This window comes from Micromonospora sp. HNM0581 (assembly GCF_012726175.1).
Taxonomy (GTDB): Bacteria; Actinomycetota; Actinomycetes; order Mycobacteriales; family Micromonosporaceae; genus Micromonospora.
Genome location: NZ_JAASAD010000005.1, coordinates 154,395 through 170,943 on the forward strand (window position 1 = coordinate 154,395; position 16,549 = coordinate 170,943).

Genomic DNA, 16,549 nt, shown 5'->3' on the forward strand with positions numbered 1-16,549 from the left:
GTGACGACCAGTATCCACGGCGCCGGTTCTGCCGCAGGGAACTCCCTGCGGCAGGGCCGGCGCCGCCCCGTGGAGAGCATCGTCAAGGCGTTGCTCGTCGCTGCCGCCTTCGTGTCGATCATCACCACGGTCGGCATCGTGATCGCGCTGGCCGAACCGACGATCGGCTTCTTCCGGCAGGTCAGCATCGTCGAGTTCGTCACCGGCACCAGCTGGACGCCCACCTTCGCGCAGAAGGCGTACGGTGTGTTGCCGCTGGTCTCGGCGACCCTGGTGGTGACGGTCATCGCGCTGCTGATCGCGGTGCCGATCGGGCTCGGCTCCGCGATCTACCTTTCCGAGTACGCCAGGCCGGGTGTCCGTAAGCTGCTCAAGCCGATCGTCGAGCTGCTCGCCGGTGTCCCGACCGTGGTGTACGGATTCGTCGCGTTGTTCGCGCTGAATCCGCTGCTGCAGAAGTGGTGGCCAGCCGACGACGGCCCAGCCTTCCAGAATCTGCTCATCGCGGGTATCGCGATGGGCATCATGATCGTGCCGACGATCGCCAGTATCTCCGAGGACTCGATGGCCGCCGTGCCGCGCAGTCTGCGGGAGGGCGCCTACGCGCTGGCCTCGACGAAGATGCAGGTGTCGACCCGGGTTGTGGTCCCGGCGGCCATCTCGGGCATCGTCGCAGCGATCGTGCTGGGCATTTCCCGCGCCGTCGGCGAGACGATGATCGTCACGATCGCGGGTGGTCTGACCTCCGACCGGGTGGTCATCAATCCGCTTGACGGCGCGGCCACGATGACCGCGTTCATCGCCAACATCTCCTCCGGCGACATTCCGATCGGGTCGCTCGACTACGACTCGGTCTTCGCGGTCGGCGCGCTGCTGTTCCTCATCACCTTCGCGCTCAACGCCGTGTCGATCCGGATGGTCCGTCGCTTCAGGGAGGTCTACGAGTGAGCGCCCCCACCCTCACCTCCACCCGGCCGGACCCCTCCGCGCCGGGTGCAGCGCTGACCCAGCGCCGCAGCCGACCGGGAGACCTGGCGTTCCGACTGGCCATGCAGGCCTGTCTGGTGGTCGCCTTCGGCGTGCTCACCGGGCTGCTCACCTGGGTCCTGATCAAGGGCTGGAACCGGCTGGACTCCCGACTGTGGACCGAGATGCCCACCGGTCTGACCAGCCGACTCGACGGCGCAGGGGTGCAGTCCGCCCTGGTCGGTACGCTGTGGATCATCTCGCTGGTCGCGGTGATCTGCCTGCCGATCGGTATCCTCTCCGCCATCTACCTGGAGGAGTACGCCGACAACACCCGCTGGTACAACCGACTGCTCGAGCTGAACATCCAGAACCTCGCCGGGGTGCCGTCGATCATCTTCGGCATCCTCGGCCTGGGCATCATCGCCCGGGCGCTCGGCTTCGGATTCACCATCACCACCGCCGCGATCGTGTTGTCTCTGCTGGTGCTGCCGGTGGTGATCATCGCTACCCGTGAGGCGATCCGGGCCGTGCCGCAGTCGATCCGGCAGGCGTCCTACGCCCTTGGTGCCACGAAGTGGCAGACCGTTTCGCGGCAGGTGCTGCCCTCGGCCGTGCCCGGTATCGCGACCGGCTCCATCCTGGCCCTGTCCCGGGCGATCGGTGAGGCGGCCCCGCTGATCGTGCTCGGCGCGGTCACCTTCATCACCTTCAACCCGAACGGTCTGGACAGCGCCTACACGGCGTTGCCGATCCAGATCTTCACCTTCATCACCCGTCCGCAGGCCGAGTTCACCGAACTCGCGGCCGGCGCGATCGTTCTGCTGCTGGCCATCGTGCTGGCGATGAACTCGATCGCGATCTTCGTTCGGAACCGCTTCGAGAAGCGGTGGTGACCGTGACCAGCGAGCAGCTGCACCGCCCCAACCATGAGTCAGAGGTGACCCCTGTGAACCAACCTGGTACCGCCAGTCGCCCCGCGGTGAGCATCTCGGCCGCCAACACGACCGACACCGCGGGTCACCAGCCCACGTCGACCGTCCCGGTCATGGAACTCGATGGCGTGAGCGTCTTCTACGGCGACTACGAGGCCGTCCGGGACACTGCGATGCCGATCCAGGAGAAGCAGATCACGGCGATGATCGGCCCTTCGGGTTGCGGGAAGTCGACGATCCTGCGCGCACTGAACCGGATGAACGACCTCATCCCGGGTGCCCGGGTCGCCGGCTCGGTCACGTATCACGGGCAGGATCTGTACGCCAAGGATGTCGACCCGATCGAGGTACGTCGTCGTATCGGTATGGTCTTCCAGAAGCCCAATCCGTTCCCGAAGTCGATCTACGACAATGTCGCGTACGGGCCGCGGGTCACCGGTATGAAGGTCGACAACATGGACGACCTGGTGGAGAAGGCGCTCCGCGACGCCGCCCTGTGGGACGAGGTCAAGGACAAGCTGAAGAGCAGCGGTCTGTCGCTCTCCGGCGGCCAGCAGCAGCGTCTCTGCATCGCCAGGACCATCGCGGTCCGACCCGAGATCATCCTCATGGACGAGCCCTGCTCGGCGCTGGACCCGATCGCCACCGCGAAGATCGAGGACCTGATGTTCGAGCTGGCCAGCGACTACACCATCGTCATCGTCACGCACAACATGCAGCAGGCGGCCCGGGTCAGCCACTACACCGCCTTCTTCACCGCCGAGGTGGACGAGAAGCAGGAACGGCACGGCAGACTCGTCGAGTTCAGCCAGACCGGCAAGCTGTTCACCAACCCCGCGGACAAGCGTACGGAGGACTACATCACCGGTCGTTTCGGCTGAGGCCGAACGTGACGGTCGACGGTGGGTCCCCGTTGGTCAAGGGTGACCCACCGGGGCGTGGCTGGTTGCGTCGTGACGCCCAGCCGGGTCCGGCCGCCCGTTGCCGACCTGTAGTGCGGGGGACCGCCCGGCGCGACCGAGGGTGTCGCGGCGGGCCTGAACTGAACCGGAGCCGGTGTGCGATGAACAATCTCGTCGAGGTCACCAGAGGTGACCATCGATCCGACGGGCGTTTCGTGCTGCTCGTGGCGGACGACGACGAGAGCGTCGGTGCCGCGATGGTCGCCCAGTTGGCCGACCATCGGGTCCGCGGCCACCACTTCACGCACGCCGCCGAGGCGCTGTTGGCCGCCGGGGCGCTGCAACCGGACGCGGCCGTGGTCGCCGCCGGCCTGTCCACGATGAGCTGCACCGAGTTGGTTCGGCTGCTCGCCCGTCGGGCCGGCATCGCCACGGTCGTCGGGGTGGGTGACGAGGACGGCGGTGTGGCTGCCGCCGCGCTGAAGGCCGGTGCGACGGCCTGCGTACGACGTCCCTACCGGTCCGAGGAGGTGCTGCCCATCCTGCGGGCCATCCGCCCGGAGACCTCCGGCGCTCTCGATCCACCGATCGAGATCGGTGGCTTGCGGGTGGACCCGGCCACCTTCGAGGTGAGTCTCGACGGCCGGACAGTCGCCCTGCCGCTGAAGGAGTTCCGCCTGCTCTACTACTTCATGAGCCACGCGGAGCGGACGGTCACCCGTGAGCAGCTGCTCGCCGCGGCCTGGGGTGGTATCGCCGACGACACGTCGAACACCTTGACGGTGCACATCAAGCGGCTGCGTCGACGACTGGCCCTGGACGCGGACCAGGCACCGATGATCGTGACCGTACGCGGTCTGGGCTACCGGTTCGTGCCAGCCCAGACCACGGCAACACCGACCACGTCGTGAACACACCGGCGCTGCCACCGTACCCGCCGACGGAGGGCATGGTCCTGGTGGCGGTCCCCCTGGCGTACCTGCCGCACGTGGCGCGGTTGCTGGCCGACCTCGACGCCCGGCAGCGGGTCGGGTCGGTACCCAGACGGCGGGTCGAACCGGTGGCCCGTCCGGCGGAGTCGGACTGGACGGTCGAGGATCTGCGTCGACTCGGCCAGGGACGCAGCGCCACCCACCGGACGGTCGCCGCGGTACTCGACGCGCTCGCCGCCGAGCCGGGTCGGCTGTTCACGGTGGGGGATCTCGCCGAGGGCACTGGACGGCCCCGCAAGAAGATCATTGGTGCGATGGCGGGCCTGACCAGGCTGCTGAAGGCCCACTACGACTACGCGGGTCGAGGATTCCCCTTCGACCGGGTGCCGGGGCGGCCGGAGTCCCCTCGGGAACTGTGCTACACGATGGACCGGGCACGTGCCGCACGCTGGCAGGAGGCACGGTTGCGGGGTCACGAGCCGGGCGCGCCCGAGGTGCTGCCGGTGGGCACCGCCGAGCGACACGAGGAACGGGGCGTCGACTCGCAGGGGGGGCGCGGTGGCGACGAGCGCGCGTCGGCGGGTGTGCAGGTGCGCCGGGACGGGTGAGCGGCGGCCGGCGGTGTCAGCCGGTACGCGACGTTCGGCTCCCGGCCCCTCGGGTGGCGCCGGTTTGCCGGAGGCCAGTGGCGATCTCCAGCCGGCGAACCTGCTCGATCACCGCCACCACCACCGCGTGCCCCTCCGGGGACAGGCGGGCGTCGACCAGTCGCCGCGCCACCTGCCGGATGGCCGGGTCGGCGAGCAGGCGGGCGAGGTCGTCGTCGGGTTCCCGGTCGGTCGGTTCGGTGAAGAACGAGCAGGGCCGTCCGAAGAAGCCGGCTATCGCCTCGATCACGGAACGTCGCGGGTCAGGTGCCCGCCCCTGGCGCAGGTTGTTGAGATGGGTGTGAGAGATCCGGCAGCCGCGACGGGTCAACTCGCCGGCGACGTGGCGGACGCTGTACGGCTTGCCGGTCGGATCCGGGGTGGTGCGGAACAGCCAGTCGAGGCGCTCGGCGAAGGTCCCGCCGGGGTGGTGCGGCTGCTCAGCCATGGAGGCCCCTCGCGCAGCGGAACACCTTGTTTACACAAAGGGCGGAGCCGGAACACAACATTGACAGGACTCCTAACTGTACGCGTACCATGTCATGCGACTGGTGCCCCCGGCGGTCGGAAAGTTCCGATCCGACGGGTTGCCAGCGTGGTCTTTCGAGCACGCACACGTGGTGGCAGACGGGGGTGCGACGTGCGCGTGGCAGCCGCAGCGTCGGCCGAGAGACCTCCGGGCGGCGCCCGCCCCTCACCGACCTCGCTCGTGGTCGGTCCCCGACGGGCCCGCCCGGCGCCAGGCGGACAGGGGCGTTTGTCAGCTGCCGGCGAGGGTATTCCGCGCGCCGACGACAGGAGGGCGCCGTGCGATTCCCGTTGTTCGTCGCCGCGGTGTCCCGTCGTTCCGGGCTGGCGCCCGAACCCGCGGCCTTCGTCGTGCGCGCGGTTCTGCAGACCGTCGTCGAGCGGATGACCGGCACCGCGCCGGACGATCCGACGGGGTACCTACCGACCGAGCTGACCGACGCGGTGTCGCCGGGCGGCCCGGCGGACTTTCTGCGCCGGGTCGGCGACCGGGCCGGCGTCGACGAGAACACGGCGGCAGCCGGGGCAGCCGCCGTGTTCGCCACCCTTCGCGAGACCGTGACGGTCGACGAGTTCCGGGAGATGGTGGCGCGGCTGCCGACCGACGGTGGTGACACCGACCCGACGGTCGGGTGAGCCGCAACGACCACGCGACCGGGCAGGGCACACTCCCTGCCTGCGGGGTGACCGGTGACAGCGGATAGGCTGCCGCCGTGGCAGGTCTGTTCAGGAGTATGGCGTCCCGCGTCGGCGCGGTGATCCCGAGGCCCCGCACGGCCGGGCCCACCCCGGCGAGGCTCGCGCGTCGGCGTCAGGTCAGCGCGTTGCAGCGCCGCGAGTTGTCGTACGCCCCGGAACCCGACGGTCAGGCCGACCCGGGTGAGATCGTCTGGACCTGGGTGCCCTACGAGGACGACCCCCGGCAGGGGAAGGACCGTCCGGTGCTCGTGGTGGGCCGGCACAGCCGGACGCTGTTCGGGCTGATGCTCTCCAGCCAGCAGGACCGGCACGGCGACCGGCACTGGCTGGCCCTCGGGCCGGGGGAGTGGGACCGTGACCGCCGCCCGAGTTGGGTGCGCCTGGACCGGGTGCTGACCATGCGGGAGGACAGCATCCGGCGGGAGGGCGCGGTGCTGGACCGGGCCCGGTTCGACCGGGTGGGACAGGCTCTGCGCGCGGGGTACGGCTGGCGCTGACCGCCCTGCTGCCCCTGTTCGCCGGGGAGCGGACGGCCTGCGCCGTGCGGTCGGTCGCCTCAGCCGGAGCGCTGGCCGGTTGCGGCGTCGCGGGTGTCCGGCGGCGGGTACGGCTGTTCGGTGAGCAGCCTTGCCAGGTGGGCGCTGTTGAGTGCCAGCGCCTGCGTTGTCCGACCGGTGGTGTCGGGTTTGGGGCGCGCGTCGATGTAGTCGGTTTTCTGTAGTGCCTCGCCGACCCAGTACGTGGCGCCGGACGCCGGGCAGGTGAAGCCGACCTCGTTGAGAGCCTGCTGTACCTGCCCGATCGTGTGGTGCGCGCCGTCCTCGTTGCCGACCACCGCCACCGCGGCGACCTTGCCGTAGGTGAGCAGCCGACCCTGGTCGTCGGTCTCGCTGAGCTGCGCGTCGAGGCGCTCCAGGACCATCTTGCACACGCTGGAGGGTTGGCCCAGCCAGATCGGGGTGGCGATCACGAGGATCTGTGCGGCCATCAGCTTCGCGTGAATCTGCGGCCAGGCGTCGCCATCTCCCTCGTCGGTGGAGACACCGAAGCGGACGTCGTGGTCCACGACCCGGATCTGCTCGCCGGTGACCCCCTGCTCGCCGAGTGCATCGAGCACTTCCTGGCCCAGCACCTCGGAGCTGGACGGGGCGGGGGAGCGTTTCAGGGTGCAGTTGAGTACCAGCGCCCGGATATCCGCCATGATCTTCCCTCCGTCGGGCGAGTCTGATCAGTGCGGAGTACCCGGTTGAGGGCCGCTGACGCATGGGTCCCGGCCGTAGCCGGTGTGACGTCAGCACTCGGCGAGATGTGCGGTGTCGCGCAGCGCCCGGTTTGGTCGGCCGCTGCCGAGCGCCTTGGCTTCGTACATAGCCGCGTCGGCGCGGTCGAGGGCCTCGGTGAGCTGGCTGTCCCGCACGGGTGCCAGTCCCACGGAGGCGGTCACCCGGAGGGTGACGGTGCCCATCGGGATCGGCGCGGCGAGCATGTCGTACAACCGTCGGGTGGAGTGGTCGATCCATCGTCGGTCGAGCGTCGGGCTGGTCAACAGCCCGGCGAACTCGTCGCCGCCGAGGCGGGCCACCAGGTTTTCGCCGGCGAAGGTGGCCAGTCGCTGGGCGACACTGATCAGGACCTGATCTCCGGCGGCGTGCCCGTACCGGTCGTTGATTTGTTTGAAGTCGTCGAGGTCGCAGACCACGGCGATCAGGTGACAGCCGGAACGGTCGGTGAGCAGTGTCGCGGCGAGCCGGTAGAAGGCTCGCCGGTTCGGTAGGCCGGTGAGCGGGTCGTGGCTGGCGGCGTGCCGTTCGGCGGTGAGTTCGGCCTGGAGGCGCCCGATCTCGGCCTCGGCACGTACGGCCCGGCGCCCCAACTGCCAGGAGGAGAGCAGTGCTCCCGCGGCGCAGATACCGGACGCGACGGTCAGCGGATCCGGCACCACCATCTCCCTTCTCCGCGACATGCGCCCGGCGCCGATCGGCGGACGCTGTCAGACACCTCGTTTCCCCTGATGGTGATCAGGTTCGCGGGACGGAACGCGCCGGGTCGGCGCCACGTACGTGCGTTATCATCCCCGGTGTCAATTGCAGATGCAATAGCAGATGCACGTGCATTACGAGCCGACCTACGCCCGTCAAGCCGTTACCGCTCCTCCCATGGCACCGGCGCCACTCGGAAAGAACAGAAGCCCCTCATGCAGCAGCCGCCCAACGGTGTTCCTGTCGACCACTTGCCGCCCCTCGCCTGGCAGAAGAGCCGGCGCAGCAATCCCAGTGGAAACTGCGTGGAGCTGGCGGAACTACCTGGTGGGGCGGGCATCGCCCTGCGTAACTCCCGGCACCCTGACGGACCCGCGTTGATCTACACGGTCGACGAGATCGCCGCATTCGTCCTCGGCGCACGGGATGGTGACTTCGATCACCTGATCGGATGACGGCACATCCCATCAGCGGAATTTTCTCGTACGGGATGGGCGGTTCACCTCACTGACGGTCCATGGCATGCTTACACGTCGGTCGAGACGATCACTGGTTCGACCGCTTTCGGCATGCGGAGGACGGTAGGTGACCATGGTTTCCGCCGAGGAGGGCCCGGCGGCCGGCCCGACCGTGCTGCGGATGCTGCTCGGTGCTCAACTGCGACGCCTGCGGGAATCACGTGGCGTGTCCCGGGAGAGCGCCGGCTGGGAGATCCGTTCGTCCGAATCGAAGATCAGTCGGATGGAGTTGGGTCGGGTCGGCTTCAAGGAACGCGACGTGGCCGATCTGCTCACGCTCTACGGCGTCACCGCCGAGCAGGAACGCGCGGCGATGCTCAAGCTGGCCCGCGGTGCGAACAATCCGGGCTGGTGGCACCGGTACGGCGACGTCCTGCCGTCGTGGTTCCAGTCCTATCTCGGCCTGGAGGCCGCAGCCGCCCTCATCCGCAGCTACGAGGTCCAGTTCGTCCCGGGCCTGCTGCAGACCCCGGAGTACGCCCGAGCCGTCGTGCTGCTCGGCCACGGCACGGCAGGTCCCGAGGAGATCGATCGTCGGGTGGATCTGCGGATGCGCCGGCAGGAACTCCTGGCCCGTCCCCGTCCGCCTCGCCTGTGGGCGGTCGTCGACGAGGCGGCGCTGCGCCGGCCCATCGGAGGCCCGCAGGTGATGCGTGGCCAACTCGAGGCGCTGCTCACGGCGACCCGTACACCGAACGTCCGGCTCCAGGTGATCCCGTTCGCTGCCGGCGGGCACGCCGCCGCCGGGGGCGCCTTCACCATTCTGCGCTTCGGTGACCAGGACCTGCCCGACATTGTGTACATCGAACAGTTGACCAGTGCGATCTATCTGGACAAGCGGGAGGACCTCGACTTCTACGCGGTGGCCATGGAGCGGCTCTGCGTCGAGGCCGAGCCACCGGAGCGTACTGCGGAGATCCTGGAGGGGATGATCGACGACCTCGACCGCTGACCGGTGGAGCTGCTGCGATCCAGGGCGGGTGGTGCGCCGGGGCGTCGACCAGGCAGACTGGAAGCCCATGTCGCCGTTCTCTTCCAGCCTGCGGTTGCACGACCGCTACGTGCTGCACGAACGTGTCGGCCTCGGCGGAATGTCCGAGGTGTGGCGCGCGGACGACGACGTCCTGGGGCGGTCTGTCGCGGTGAAGGTCCTCGCCGGGACGTTCGCCGTCGATCCGGACCTGCGGGCGACCCTGCGGCGGGAGGCCCGCGCTGCGGCACGCCTGACCCACCCGCACGTGACCCAGGTGTACGACTACGGCGAGGCGGCCCTGGCCGACGGCAACATCGTGCCGTACCTGGTGATGGAGTTGGTCGTCGGGAGGAACCTCGCCGACCGGCTGACCGACGGCCCGCTGCCCTGGCGGCCGGCCCTGCGGATGGCCGCCGAGGTGGCTGCCGCCCTGGCCGCCGCACACCGTCTCGGTGTGGTGCACTGCGACATCAAACCGGGCAACGTCATGCTCACCGACAACGGGGCCAAGGTGCTCGATTTCGGCATCGCCGCCCTCGCCGGGTCGCCCACCCCAGATGGGCGACCGGCGGGCGGCACCCTGATGGGTACGCCCGCCTATCTGGCGCCGGAACGGTTGAGCGGCGCCCCGCCCCACCCGGCCAGCGACGTGTACGCCCTCGGCGTGCTGTTGTACCGCGCTCTGACCGGTGAGGTGCCGTTGCCCGTGCACAGCTGGCAGGACGCGGTCAGGGTGCACGCCGACCGTCCGGCGGTGGCGTCCCCACAGGTGCCCGACCTGCCGACCGACCTCGCCGAGGTGGTACTGGCCTGCCTTGACCCCGATCCGGAGCGACGTCCCACGGCCGGACGACTGGTCGCCCGCTTCGCCACCGCGGCGGCGGCGTCGACCACGGTCGACAGGCCGGTGACCGGGCCGGCTGCCGGCGGCGGACGGCAGGCGACGGCCGGTCGTGCGGGGCATCATCATCCACCGACCCTGATCGAGCCGGCGGCCCGCCCGGCGACCGCCGTGCCCCGCAGCGCACGATCCGCGACGCATGGGCCACTGCCCGGCCGTTTCGTCCCGGCGTACGGCGGGCCGGTGGGCCGGCGGGGACGTACCGGCCCACCGGCCGGCGCACTTGTCACGTTCGCGCTGGTCCTGCTCCTGGGTCTGGGCGTGATGATTGTCCTCGACGGTCGCGGCGACGGGCAGCCGACCGCCGCTGCACCCACGTCCCCGGCAGCCCGGCCGACCTCTGCGGCACCCGCCGCAGCACCACGACCCGCCACCGCGACCCCGCCGGAGCCGCTGAGTCTGCGACGGGCGGCGGCCGAACTCATCGCGTTGCTCACCGAGGCGCAGCTCACCGGAGAAATCGAGCGGAAAGCCGCCGACCGGCTGCGGAAGGAACTGATCGAACTGGTCGGCGTCAGGCCGACGGATCAGGAGGAACGACTCGAGGAGCTGCGGGAGCGTCTGGATGACGAGGTGGACCACGGTCGACTCTCCGCCGGGCTCGCCGAACGGGTGATCGACGTGTTGGACCGGTTCGAGGCGAGCCTGCCGGAGGACTGACCGGTGGTGCGGATCCGGGTACCGCAGGAGTGGACGCCCGGTGCGGGGGCTCCCAGGTGAGGGCACCATCTACCGCAGCGTCTGGTCCGATGGCCGACAGCCGACCGGGCGGGAGTCTGAGCGCTGACTCCCGCCCGGTCGGCACCCCGGTCCAGCTGAGCTACCGTCGACGTCTGTCGGGACAGGCACACAGACCGTCGGCGGACAACCTGCGCAGCGTGCCGTCAACGTGGCGTTCGGAGGCCGATCGCCCCCGGCACCATCGGTCCGTTCGTCAGGTCAGCTCGCCGAGCAGGGCCTGGCCAGGTTGACCAGATCGTCGGGCCGGTTCCCGTCGACCCGACCGATCGCGGTCGCGATGCGGTTGATCGCCGCCACGCGCTTGTCCTCCAGCGGACCGACGATGGCGTTGCGCACGAAGTTCGGGCCGCCCTGAGGGTTCACGGCCAGCTGGGCCAGTCGGGCGTCAGCCTCGGCGATCTGCTTGTCGAGGTTGGCCAGTTCGCGTTGCACCTCGGCCGCCGCCTGAGCCGGCACCGCTGGCAGCCGGTCCGCCACCGTCGGGCAGCTCACCCGCTGCGCCACGCCGGCCTGGGCATCGCCCGCACCGGAGTTCCCGTCACCCGGGTCGCCGTTGCCCGCCCCGGCATCGTCTGCACCCGCGTCACCAGCTCCGGCGTCGCCGTTGACGGCGCTCGGCACTCCTGCGGCGTTCAGACCGCAGGTGGCCAAGCTGGCGAGGTCGGGGCGTTCGCCGCCGACCCGGGCGATGTTGATACCGATACGGTCCAGGGCCGCGGTTCGCTTGCTGGCGAGAGGGCCGAGGATGGCGTTCTGGACGAAGTTGGCGCCACCCTGAGGGTTGGCGGCCTGCTGGGCGAGGCGGGCGTTGGCCTCCGCGATCTGCTTGTCGAGGGTGGCCAACTCCTGCTCGACGCCGGCGACGGCGGCGGCGGGCACATCCGACAGCTTGTCCCGTACCGTCGGGCAATTCGCCGTCTGTGGCTGGGCGGCGTCGTCGGCTGCGGAGGCCAGCGTCAGGCCGCCGCCCAGGAGCGCGACCGCCAGGACACCGACGCCGCCGAGCTTCAGGGCAGCGTGCTTTCGGTGCTGCTGCGTACGCCTGACCATGCTTCTCTCCTCATGATTGACCGCCCGACGGTTCGGCCCGCCGGCTGGTGCGCGATAGCCCCTCACGGGCGACGTCGGATCGAGCTGCGGGAGCGCTCCCGTCGCAGGTCCGGACGTCCTGTGTGTTCGGCCGTGAGTACGGGGGGGTGCGGGCGAACAGTTCAACGTTCCACGTGAAGATCGCGGCGCCCGGCCAGCCCGACCCGGCCGGGACGGAGCGGGTGACGGTGCGAACAATGCCGATAGTCTGCGTGTTCATGAAGATCCGGGCCCTGGCCGCCGGTTGCGCAACCATCGTCGTCGTCACGATGTCCGCTACACCTGGCGGTGCGGCGATCACTGTCGGTTCCGGACTTGTCGGTCCGGTCGCGTCACCACCAGTCGTGACGCCGCCACCCGCAGCGGACACCAGCACGCCGACCTCGGCGGTGGTGCCCTGCCCGCGGGCGGTGGCACCGAAGGCCGTCCGGTCACCGAAGCCGACGCCACCCCCACCCGTGCCGGAACACCGGGTGGTCGGCGGCCCCGCCCTCGCCTCTGCTGGGCTGGTCGTGCCGCCCGGTGTACCGACCCCACCGAAGGTGACGGCGACCTCGTGGCTGGTGGCGGACCTGGACACCGCGGAGGTGCTGGGTGGCTGCGGTCCCCACGAGCACGCGACCCCCGCCAGTGTGCAGAAGCTGTTGCTGGCCGCGACGATGCTGCCGAAACTCGATCCGACCCAGGTCGTCACGGTCACCGAGGAGGACCTGGACATCGCTCCGGGTAGTTCGGCGGTCGGCCTGTTACCGGGCGGCCGGTACCGCGTGGAGACACTATGGTTGGGGCTGCTGCTGCAATCCGGGAACGAGGCGGCGAACGCGTTGGCCCGCCTCGGTGGCGGTGCCGACGGTGTGACCGGTGGGCTGCGGGCGATGAACGAGCAGGCGAGGCTGCTCGGCGCGTACCAGACCCACGCGGTGACCCCGTCCGGGTTGGACGCCCCTGGGCAGTTCACCAGCGCGTACGACCTGGCCCTGATAGCCCGGGTCTGCTTCGATGATCCGGCTTTCCGCCGGTACGCGCTCACGGAGCGCACCCGAATCCCGGCTCAGCGGGCATTGAAGGCCAATGGCTTCGAGATTCAGAACGAGAACCCACTGGTGTACCGATACGCCGGCGCGCTCGGCGGCAAGACCGGCTTCACCGACTACGCGCGACACACCTACGTCGGCGCGGCCGAACGGGACGGTCGTCGCCTGGTCGTCACGCTGCTCGGCGCCGAGCCTCGGCCGCAACGCGGCTGGGAGCAGGGCGCCGCGCTCCTCGACTGGGGCTTCGCACTACCCCGGCAGGTGAGCGTCGGACGGTTGATCGAGCCCGGGGAGTTGGACGCCGAACCGTCACCGGCACCGACCCGGCCGGTCGACGCGACACTGCCAGCCGGGGCTACGTCAGCGGAGACGGTGGGCACCGCCGCTGCGGCCGAGGGGCCGGGGGCGGGCACGTTCGTGGCGTTGGCCGTCGGAGCGCTAGCGATCACCCTGGCGATCCTCGTCGCCCGCCGATGCCGCTCACCGCGCCCGACCAGGTACGGGCTGCCGATTCGACGGACTCGTCGGAATCCACCCGATAGCGTCGCTGGTTGTGAGAACCAGTCTGGTCGACCGCCGTCGCTGGCGGCGGCGCACCGCCGGGACACGCGCCGGTCGGCACTGAGGTGACCTCGTCGCGTCTGCTCGCCCGGACGAGCCCGACGGTGGTTGCGGCACTGCTGGTCGTCACCGGTGGCTGCGGACCGGGCGGTGGGCCCACGCCGGCACCACCGTCGTCACCGGTACCGGCGCCGTCGGTGTCGCCGGGCTTCGTCGTGCTGTCCGATGTCGACGACCGGATTCTCGCCGACATCCGGTACGCCTCGGCGGACAATTTCCTCGGGCGCCGTGTCGACGGCTACCAGGAACCGCTGTGCCTGCTCACCGCCCCGGCCGCTGCGGCCCTGCGCCGGGTGCAGGACGCCGCGCTCGCGGTCGGACGCAGCCTCAAGGTGTACGACTGTTACCGCCCGCAGCGGGCCACCGACGACTTTCTGCACTGGGCCGGCCAGCCCGGGCAGGACGCGATGAAAACTGCCTTCTACCCCCGGGTGCCCAAGGCGGAGCTCGTCGCCCGGGGCTATCTCGGTGCACCGAGTGCGCACAGCCGGGGCAGCACGGTCGATCTCACGCTCGTCGACTTGCCGGCTACCGAGCCGGACCAACGTCGCCCCGCAGAGCCGGTGGTGGAGTGCGTCGTGGCGACGTCGCAGCGTCCCGCCGACAACAGCGTGGACATGGGTACCGGCTTCGACTGCTTCGACCCCTTGTCGCACACCGACTCCGAGCAGGTCGGTCCCGTCGCGGTGGAGAACCGGCGGCAGCTGCGGCGGCTGATGACCGATGGTGGCTTCGTCGGCTACGACCGGGAGTGGTGGCACTTCCGCTACCGGGACGAACCCTGGCCGGACACCTACTTCGACCTACCGGTGACCCGTTCCTCGGCCGACTGACACCTCGACTGTCCGATGGAGAGCGACCCGGATGGACCTGCCATGGACCGTCGTGCCTGTGGGCGGCTGAGCGTCGTTCGCGTCGCCCCGTAGGCTGTCACCCATGATTGCCGTACGTCAGCGAGACCATGACGTACGGTTGCCGTGTACGCCGTTGCTGGCCGCGCGGTGAGAAAGCCGCCCGTGCCGGTTCCTCGACGTGGGTCGGCCCGCGCGACCGGGGTGGTCGGTCTCTGCGCCCGGCTTGCCACGTCGCGCTCCTTCGAGATCGCGATCGTCGGCGTCATCCTCGCCAACGGAGTGGTACTCGGTCTGGAGACGTACCACCACACAGGTCTGGCGGGCATTGCGTTGCGCGCGTCGGAGTGGGCGTTCCGGGCGGTGTTCGTCGCCGAGATCAGCATCCGGATCCTGGCGTACGGTCGCCGCCCGCAGGACTTCTTCCGGCACGGCTGGAACGTCTTCGACTTCCTGGTCATCGCCGCGATCTTCATCCCCGGTCTGCACGGCGACTCGGCGCTGCTGCGGGTGGTCCGGGTGCTGAGGATCGTGCGGTTGGTGCGGTTCTCACCTGGCTTGCGAACGATCGTCTCCGCGCTCTGGCGCAGCCTGCCCGGCATCGGCGGCTTCTTCGCGCTGGCAGTGGTGACGCTCTACGTGTACGGCATGGCCGGCTGGTTGATCTTCGGCGAGGTCTATCCGGAGCAGTACGGCGACATCGGTCGAGCACTGCTGACGCTGTTCGTCCTGCTGTCGTTGGAGACGCTGCCCGACCTCATCGAGCAGGGCATGGCGTTCTCGCCCTGGACGGTGCTGTACTACGGCAGCTTCGTGGTGATCACCGTCAACCTGCTGCTCAACATCCTGGTCGCGGTCTTCGTCAACTCGATGGAGGAGGCACGCCGGTTGGAGATGACCGAGGGCCTGGGGCACGGCTACGACTCCGACGGCGACGGGGTGGCCGACGAGGTGGACCGGATCGCGATCAGTCAACGTCTCGACGACCTGCGTACGCTCATCGTCGAACTCGAACGGGAACTGCGGATCGACCGCGACGACACCCGACTGAGCCGGGCCGGCAAGGAGTAGACCCCGGCACTCGGGCCGTTCGACCAGGATCACCGCGCAGCAGGATGACCTGGTCGAGGTCGTCCGTACTGTGTGGCTGATCCCACCGTCCGATGTGGCTGGTCCCACCGTCCGACGGGTCCCGGGGTGTCATAGGCTGCGTCCGGTTCGATGCCGGTCGAGGAGATCCATGACGCGCGCTGTCCGTACTCCGTTGCACCGGCTCGCCGGGCGGTGTCAGGCCGTCGTGGCCGCCGGCTGGTTCAACCTCGCCAGCTTCGCGGTGGTGATCGCCAACGCGGCGGCGCTGGGCCTGGAGACGTACGGCGACGTCGTGGCCGCCGTGGGTGGAGCGCTGCGCGCGGTCGAGTACGCCTGTGTGGCCCTGTTCGTCCTCGAACTGTTGATCCGGTTCGGCGCCCACGTCCCGGCTCCGGGCGGGTTCCTTCGGGACCGGTGGAACGTTTTCGACCTGCTCATCGTCGTCGCCCCGCTGCTGCCCGGCGTGCGGGAGAACGTGACGCTGTTGCGGCTGCTGCGACTGGCCCGCATCGTGCGCGCGTTCCGGCTCTTTCCGAGCCTACGGGTGATCCTGGTCGGCATCCGCCGCAGCCTGCCCGGACTGGCCAGCTTCCTGCTGGTCACCGCGCTGTTGCTGTACGGGTACGCGATGCTGGGCTGGATGTTGTTCGGGGCGGCCTACCCGCAGGACTACGGCACCGTCGGCCGTGCGATGCTCACCCTGTTCCTGCTGCTGTCGCTGGACGGGATCACCGACACCCTTCAGGCTGGCCGCGATGTCACCGACTGGGCGGTGCTGTACTACGTCTCCTACATGGTGGCCGCCTGTTACCTGCTTACCAATCTGCTGGTGGGTCTGGTGTTGACCGCCCTGCAGGAGGCGCACCAGGACGAGCAGGTCGCCGCGCAGCGTGGCGTACGTGCGGCGGGTCGGCAGGCCGATGACGAGCCGTCGGTACGTGAGCAACTGGCCCGGGTGCAGGCGATCATCGCCGACATCGAACGGCGGCTGCCCGACACGGTCCCGGTCGGACCTGCCCCCGCCGTGCGGGGCAGGTCCGTGCGGGGCGGTGAGGCCGGTACGCTCGTCCTGCCGAAACCGCGGGTGAGCCGACGGTCTGGCGGGCGGGGGCGGCGTAAGCGCAGGTGAGGTCGTCGGCGG

17 protein-coding genes and 1 pseudogene are annotated in these 16,549 nt (G+C 69.9%); 14 read left to right on the top strand and 4 right to left on the bottom strand.

Annotated elements, in window-relative coordinates:
- From pstC to HCA58_RS09330, 5 genes are all read left to right on the top strand, one after another.
- Positions 1-948 carry a phosphate ABC transporter permease subunit PstC gene (gene pstC, locus HCA58_RS09310; protein WP_169597371.1) on the top strand — a complete coding sequence of 316 codons (948 nt, stop codon included), beginning with the start codon at positions 1-3 and terminating at the stop codon, positions 946-948.
- A complete protein-coding gene (gene pstA / locus HCA58_RS09315) occupies positions 945-1,862 on the top strand; it encodes a phosphate ABC transporter permease PstA (RefSeq protein ID WP_169597372.1) in 918 nt (305 codons plus the stop codon). Before pstC ends, pstA begins: the two co-directional genes overlap by 4 nt.
- 2 nt (positions 1,863-1,864) lie before the next feature.
- Positions 1,865-2,782, top strand: a complete 918-nt coding sequence (gene pstB, locus HCA58_RS09320) for a phosphate ABC transporter ATP-binding protein PstB (protein WP_346775927.1) — start codon at positions 1,865-1,867, stop codon at positions 2,780-2,782.
- A gap of 182 nt (positions 2,783-2,964) precedes the next feature.
- A complete protein-coding gene (locus tag HCA58_RS09325) occupies positions 2,965-3,714 on the top strand; it encodes a response regulator transcription factor (protein WP_169597374.1) in 750 nt (249 codons plus the stop codon).
- The gene (locus HCA58_RS09330; protein ID WP_205808118.1) at positions 3,711-4,343 is read left to right on the top strand and encodes a hypothetical protein; all 633 of its coding nucleotides are present in this window, start codon (positions 3,711-3,713) and stop codon (positions 4,341-4,343) included. Before HCA58_RS09325 ends, HCA58_RS09330 begins: the two co-directional genes overlap by 4 nt.
- A gap of 16 nt (positions 4,344-4,359) precedes the next feature.
- Here HCA58_RS09330 and HCA58_RS09335 read toward each other — a convergent pair whose 3' ends face one another.
- Positions 4,360-4,830, bottom strand: coding sequence for a hypothetical protein (locus HCA58_RS09335; RefSeq protein ID WP_169597375.1), 471 nt, complete (start codon positions 4,828-4,830; stop codon positions 4,360-4,362).
- A gap of 359 nt (positions 4,831-5,189) precedes the next feature.
- Here HCA58_RS09335 and HCA58_RS23460 point away from each other — a divergent pair, with 359 nt between their 5' ends.
- Together HCA58_RS23460 and HCA58_RS09345 are read left to right on the top strand one after the other, a co-directional pair.
- Positions 5,190-5,546 carry a DUF2267 domain-containing protein gene (locus HCA58_RS23460; protein WP_169597376.1) on the top strand — a complete coding sequence of 119 codons (357 nt, stop codon included), beginning with the start codon at positions 5,190-5,192 and terminating at the stop codon, positions 5,544-5,546.
- A gap of 77 nt (positions 5,547-5,623) precedes the next feature.
- Positions 5,624-6,106: a type II toxin-antitoxin system PemK/MazF family toxin gene (locus HCA58_RS09345; RefSeq protein WP_169597377.1), complete on the top strand. Its 483-nt coding sequence runs from the start codon at positions 5,624-5,626 to the stop codon at positions 6,104-6,106.
- Between the two features lie 59 nt (positions 6,107-6,165).
- Here HCA58_RS09345 and HCA58_RS09350 read toward each other — a convergent pair whose 3' ends face one another.
- Together HCA58_RS09350 and HCA58_RS09355 are read right to left on the bottom strand one after the other, a co-directional pair.
- A complete protein-coding gene (locus tag HCA58_RS09350) occupies positions 6,166-6,810 on the bottom strand; it encodes an NAD(P)H-dependent oxidoreductase (protein WP_169597378.1) in 645 nt (214 codons plus the stop codon).
- A gap of 90 nt (positions 6,811-6,900) precedes the next feature.
- Entirely contained in the window at positions 6,901-7,548 is a 648-nt protein-coding gene (locus tag HCA58_RS09355) for a GGDEF domain-containing protein (protein ID WP_169597379.1), read from the bottom strand.
- Positions 7,549-7,803: 255 nt separating this feature from the next.
- On the opposite strand from HCA58_RS09355, the gene HCA58_RS09360 reads away from it, so the two are divergent.
- The 3 genes from HCA58_RS09360 (at position 7,804) to HCA58_RS09370 (ending at position 10,640) form a co-directional block, all read left to right on the top strand.
- Positions 7,804-8,043, top strand: coding sequence for a DUF397 domain-containing protein (locus HCA58_RS09360; RefSeq protein WP_164449783.1), 240 nt, complete (start codon positions 7,804-7,806; stop codon positions 8,041-8,043).
- Positions 8,044-8,173: 130 nt separating this feature from the next.
- Positions 8,174-9,058: a Scr1 family TA system antitoxin-like transcriptional regulator gene (locus HCA58_RS09365; protein ID WP_169597380.1), complete on the top strand. Its 885-nt coding sequence runs from the start codon at positions 8,174-8,176 to the stop codon at positions 9,056-9,058.
- Between the two features lie 67 nt (positions 9,059-9,125).
- Positions 9,126-10,640, top strand: a complete 1,515-nt coding sequence (locus HCA58_RS09370; RefSeq protein WP_205808123.1) for a serine/threonine-protein kinase — start codon at positions 9,126-9,128, stop codon at positions 10,638-10,640.
- A gap of 279 nt (positions 10,641-10,919) precedes the next feature.
- Here the strand turns inward: HCA58_RS09370 and HCA58_RS09375 are convergent, their stop codons facing one another.
- The gene (locus tag HCA58_RS09375) at positions 10,920-11,771 is read right to left on the bottom strand and encodes a hypothetical protein (protein ID WP_205808125.1); all 852 of its coding nucleotides are present in this window, start codon (positions 11,769-11,771) and stop codon (positions 10,920-10,922) included.
- Positions 11,772-12,028: 257 nt separating this feature from the next.
- Here HCA58_RS09375 and HCA58_RS09380 point away from each other — a divergent pair.
- The 4 genes and pseudogenes from HCA58_RS09380 to HCA58_RS09395 all read left to right on the top strand — a co-directional run.
- Positions 12,029-13,171, top strand: a pseudogene (locus tag HCA58_RS09380) (serine hydrolase); the annotation flags it as partial.
- 299 nt (positions 13,172-13,470) lie between these two features.
- A complete protein-coding gene (locus tag HCA58_RS09385) occupies positions 13,471-14,298 on the top strand; it encodes a M15 family metallopeptidase (RefSeq protein WP_346775928.1) in 828 nt (275 codons plus the stop codon).
- A gap of 183 nt (positions 14,299-14,481) precedes the next feature.
- Positions 14,482-15,387 carry an ion transporter gene (locus tag HCA58_RS09390; protein ID WP_169597383.1) on the top strand — a complete coding sequence of 302 codons (906 nt, stop codon included), beginning with the start codon at positions 14,482-14,484 and terminating at the stop codon, positions 15,385-15,387.
- 169 nt (positions 15,388-15,556) lie between these two features.
- On the top strand, positions 15,557-16,537 hold the full coding sequence (locus tag HCA58_RS09395) for an ion transporter (RefSeq protein ID WP_169597384.1): 981 nt from the start codon (positions 15,557-15,559) through the stop codon (positions 16,535-16,537).
- Positions 16,538-16,549 lie beyond the last annotated feature (12 nt).

What these genes read in the sequence shown, in the direction of transcription:
- HCA58_RS09325 (WP_169597374.1), top strand. Translation starts at nt 2,965, where the DNA reads ATGAACAATCTCGTCGAGGTCACCAGAGGTGACCATCGATCCGACGGG.
- HCA58_RS09335 (WP_169597375.1), bottom strand. Translation starts at nt 4,830, where the DNA reads ATGGCTGAGCAGCCGCACCACCCCGGCGGGACCTTCGCCGAGCGCCTC.
- HCA58_RS09350 (WP_169597378.1), bottom strand. Translation starts at nt 6,810, where the DNA reads ATGGCGGATATCCGGGCGCTGGTACTCAACTGCACCCTGAAACGCTCC.
- HCA58_RS09360 (WP_164449783.1), top strand. Translation starts at nt 7,804, where the DNA reads ATGCAGCAGCCGCCCAACGGTGTTCCTGTCGACCACTTGCCGCCCCTC.
- HCA58_RS09370 (WP_205808123.1), top strand. Translation starts at nt 9,126, where the DNA reads ATGTCGCCGTTCTCTTCCAGCCTGCGGTTGCACGACCGCTACGTGCTG.
- HCA58_RS09375 (WP_205808125.1), bottom strand. Translation starts at nt 11,771, where the DNA reads ATGGTCAGGCGTACGCAGCAGCACCGAAAGCACGCTGCCCTGAAGCTC.
- HCA58_RS09395 (WP_169597384.1), top strand. Translation starts at nt 15,557, where the DNA reads ATGACGCGCGCTGTCCGTACTCCGTTGCACCGGCTCGCCGGGCGGTGT.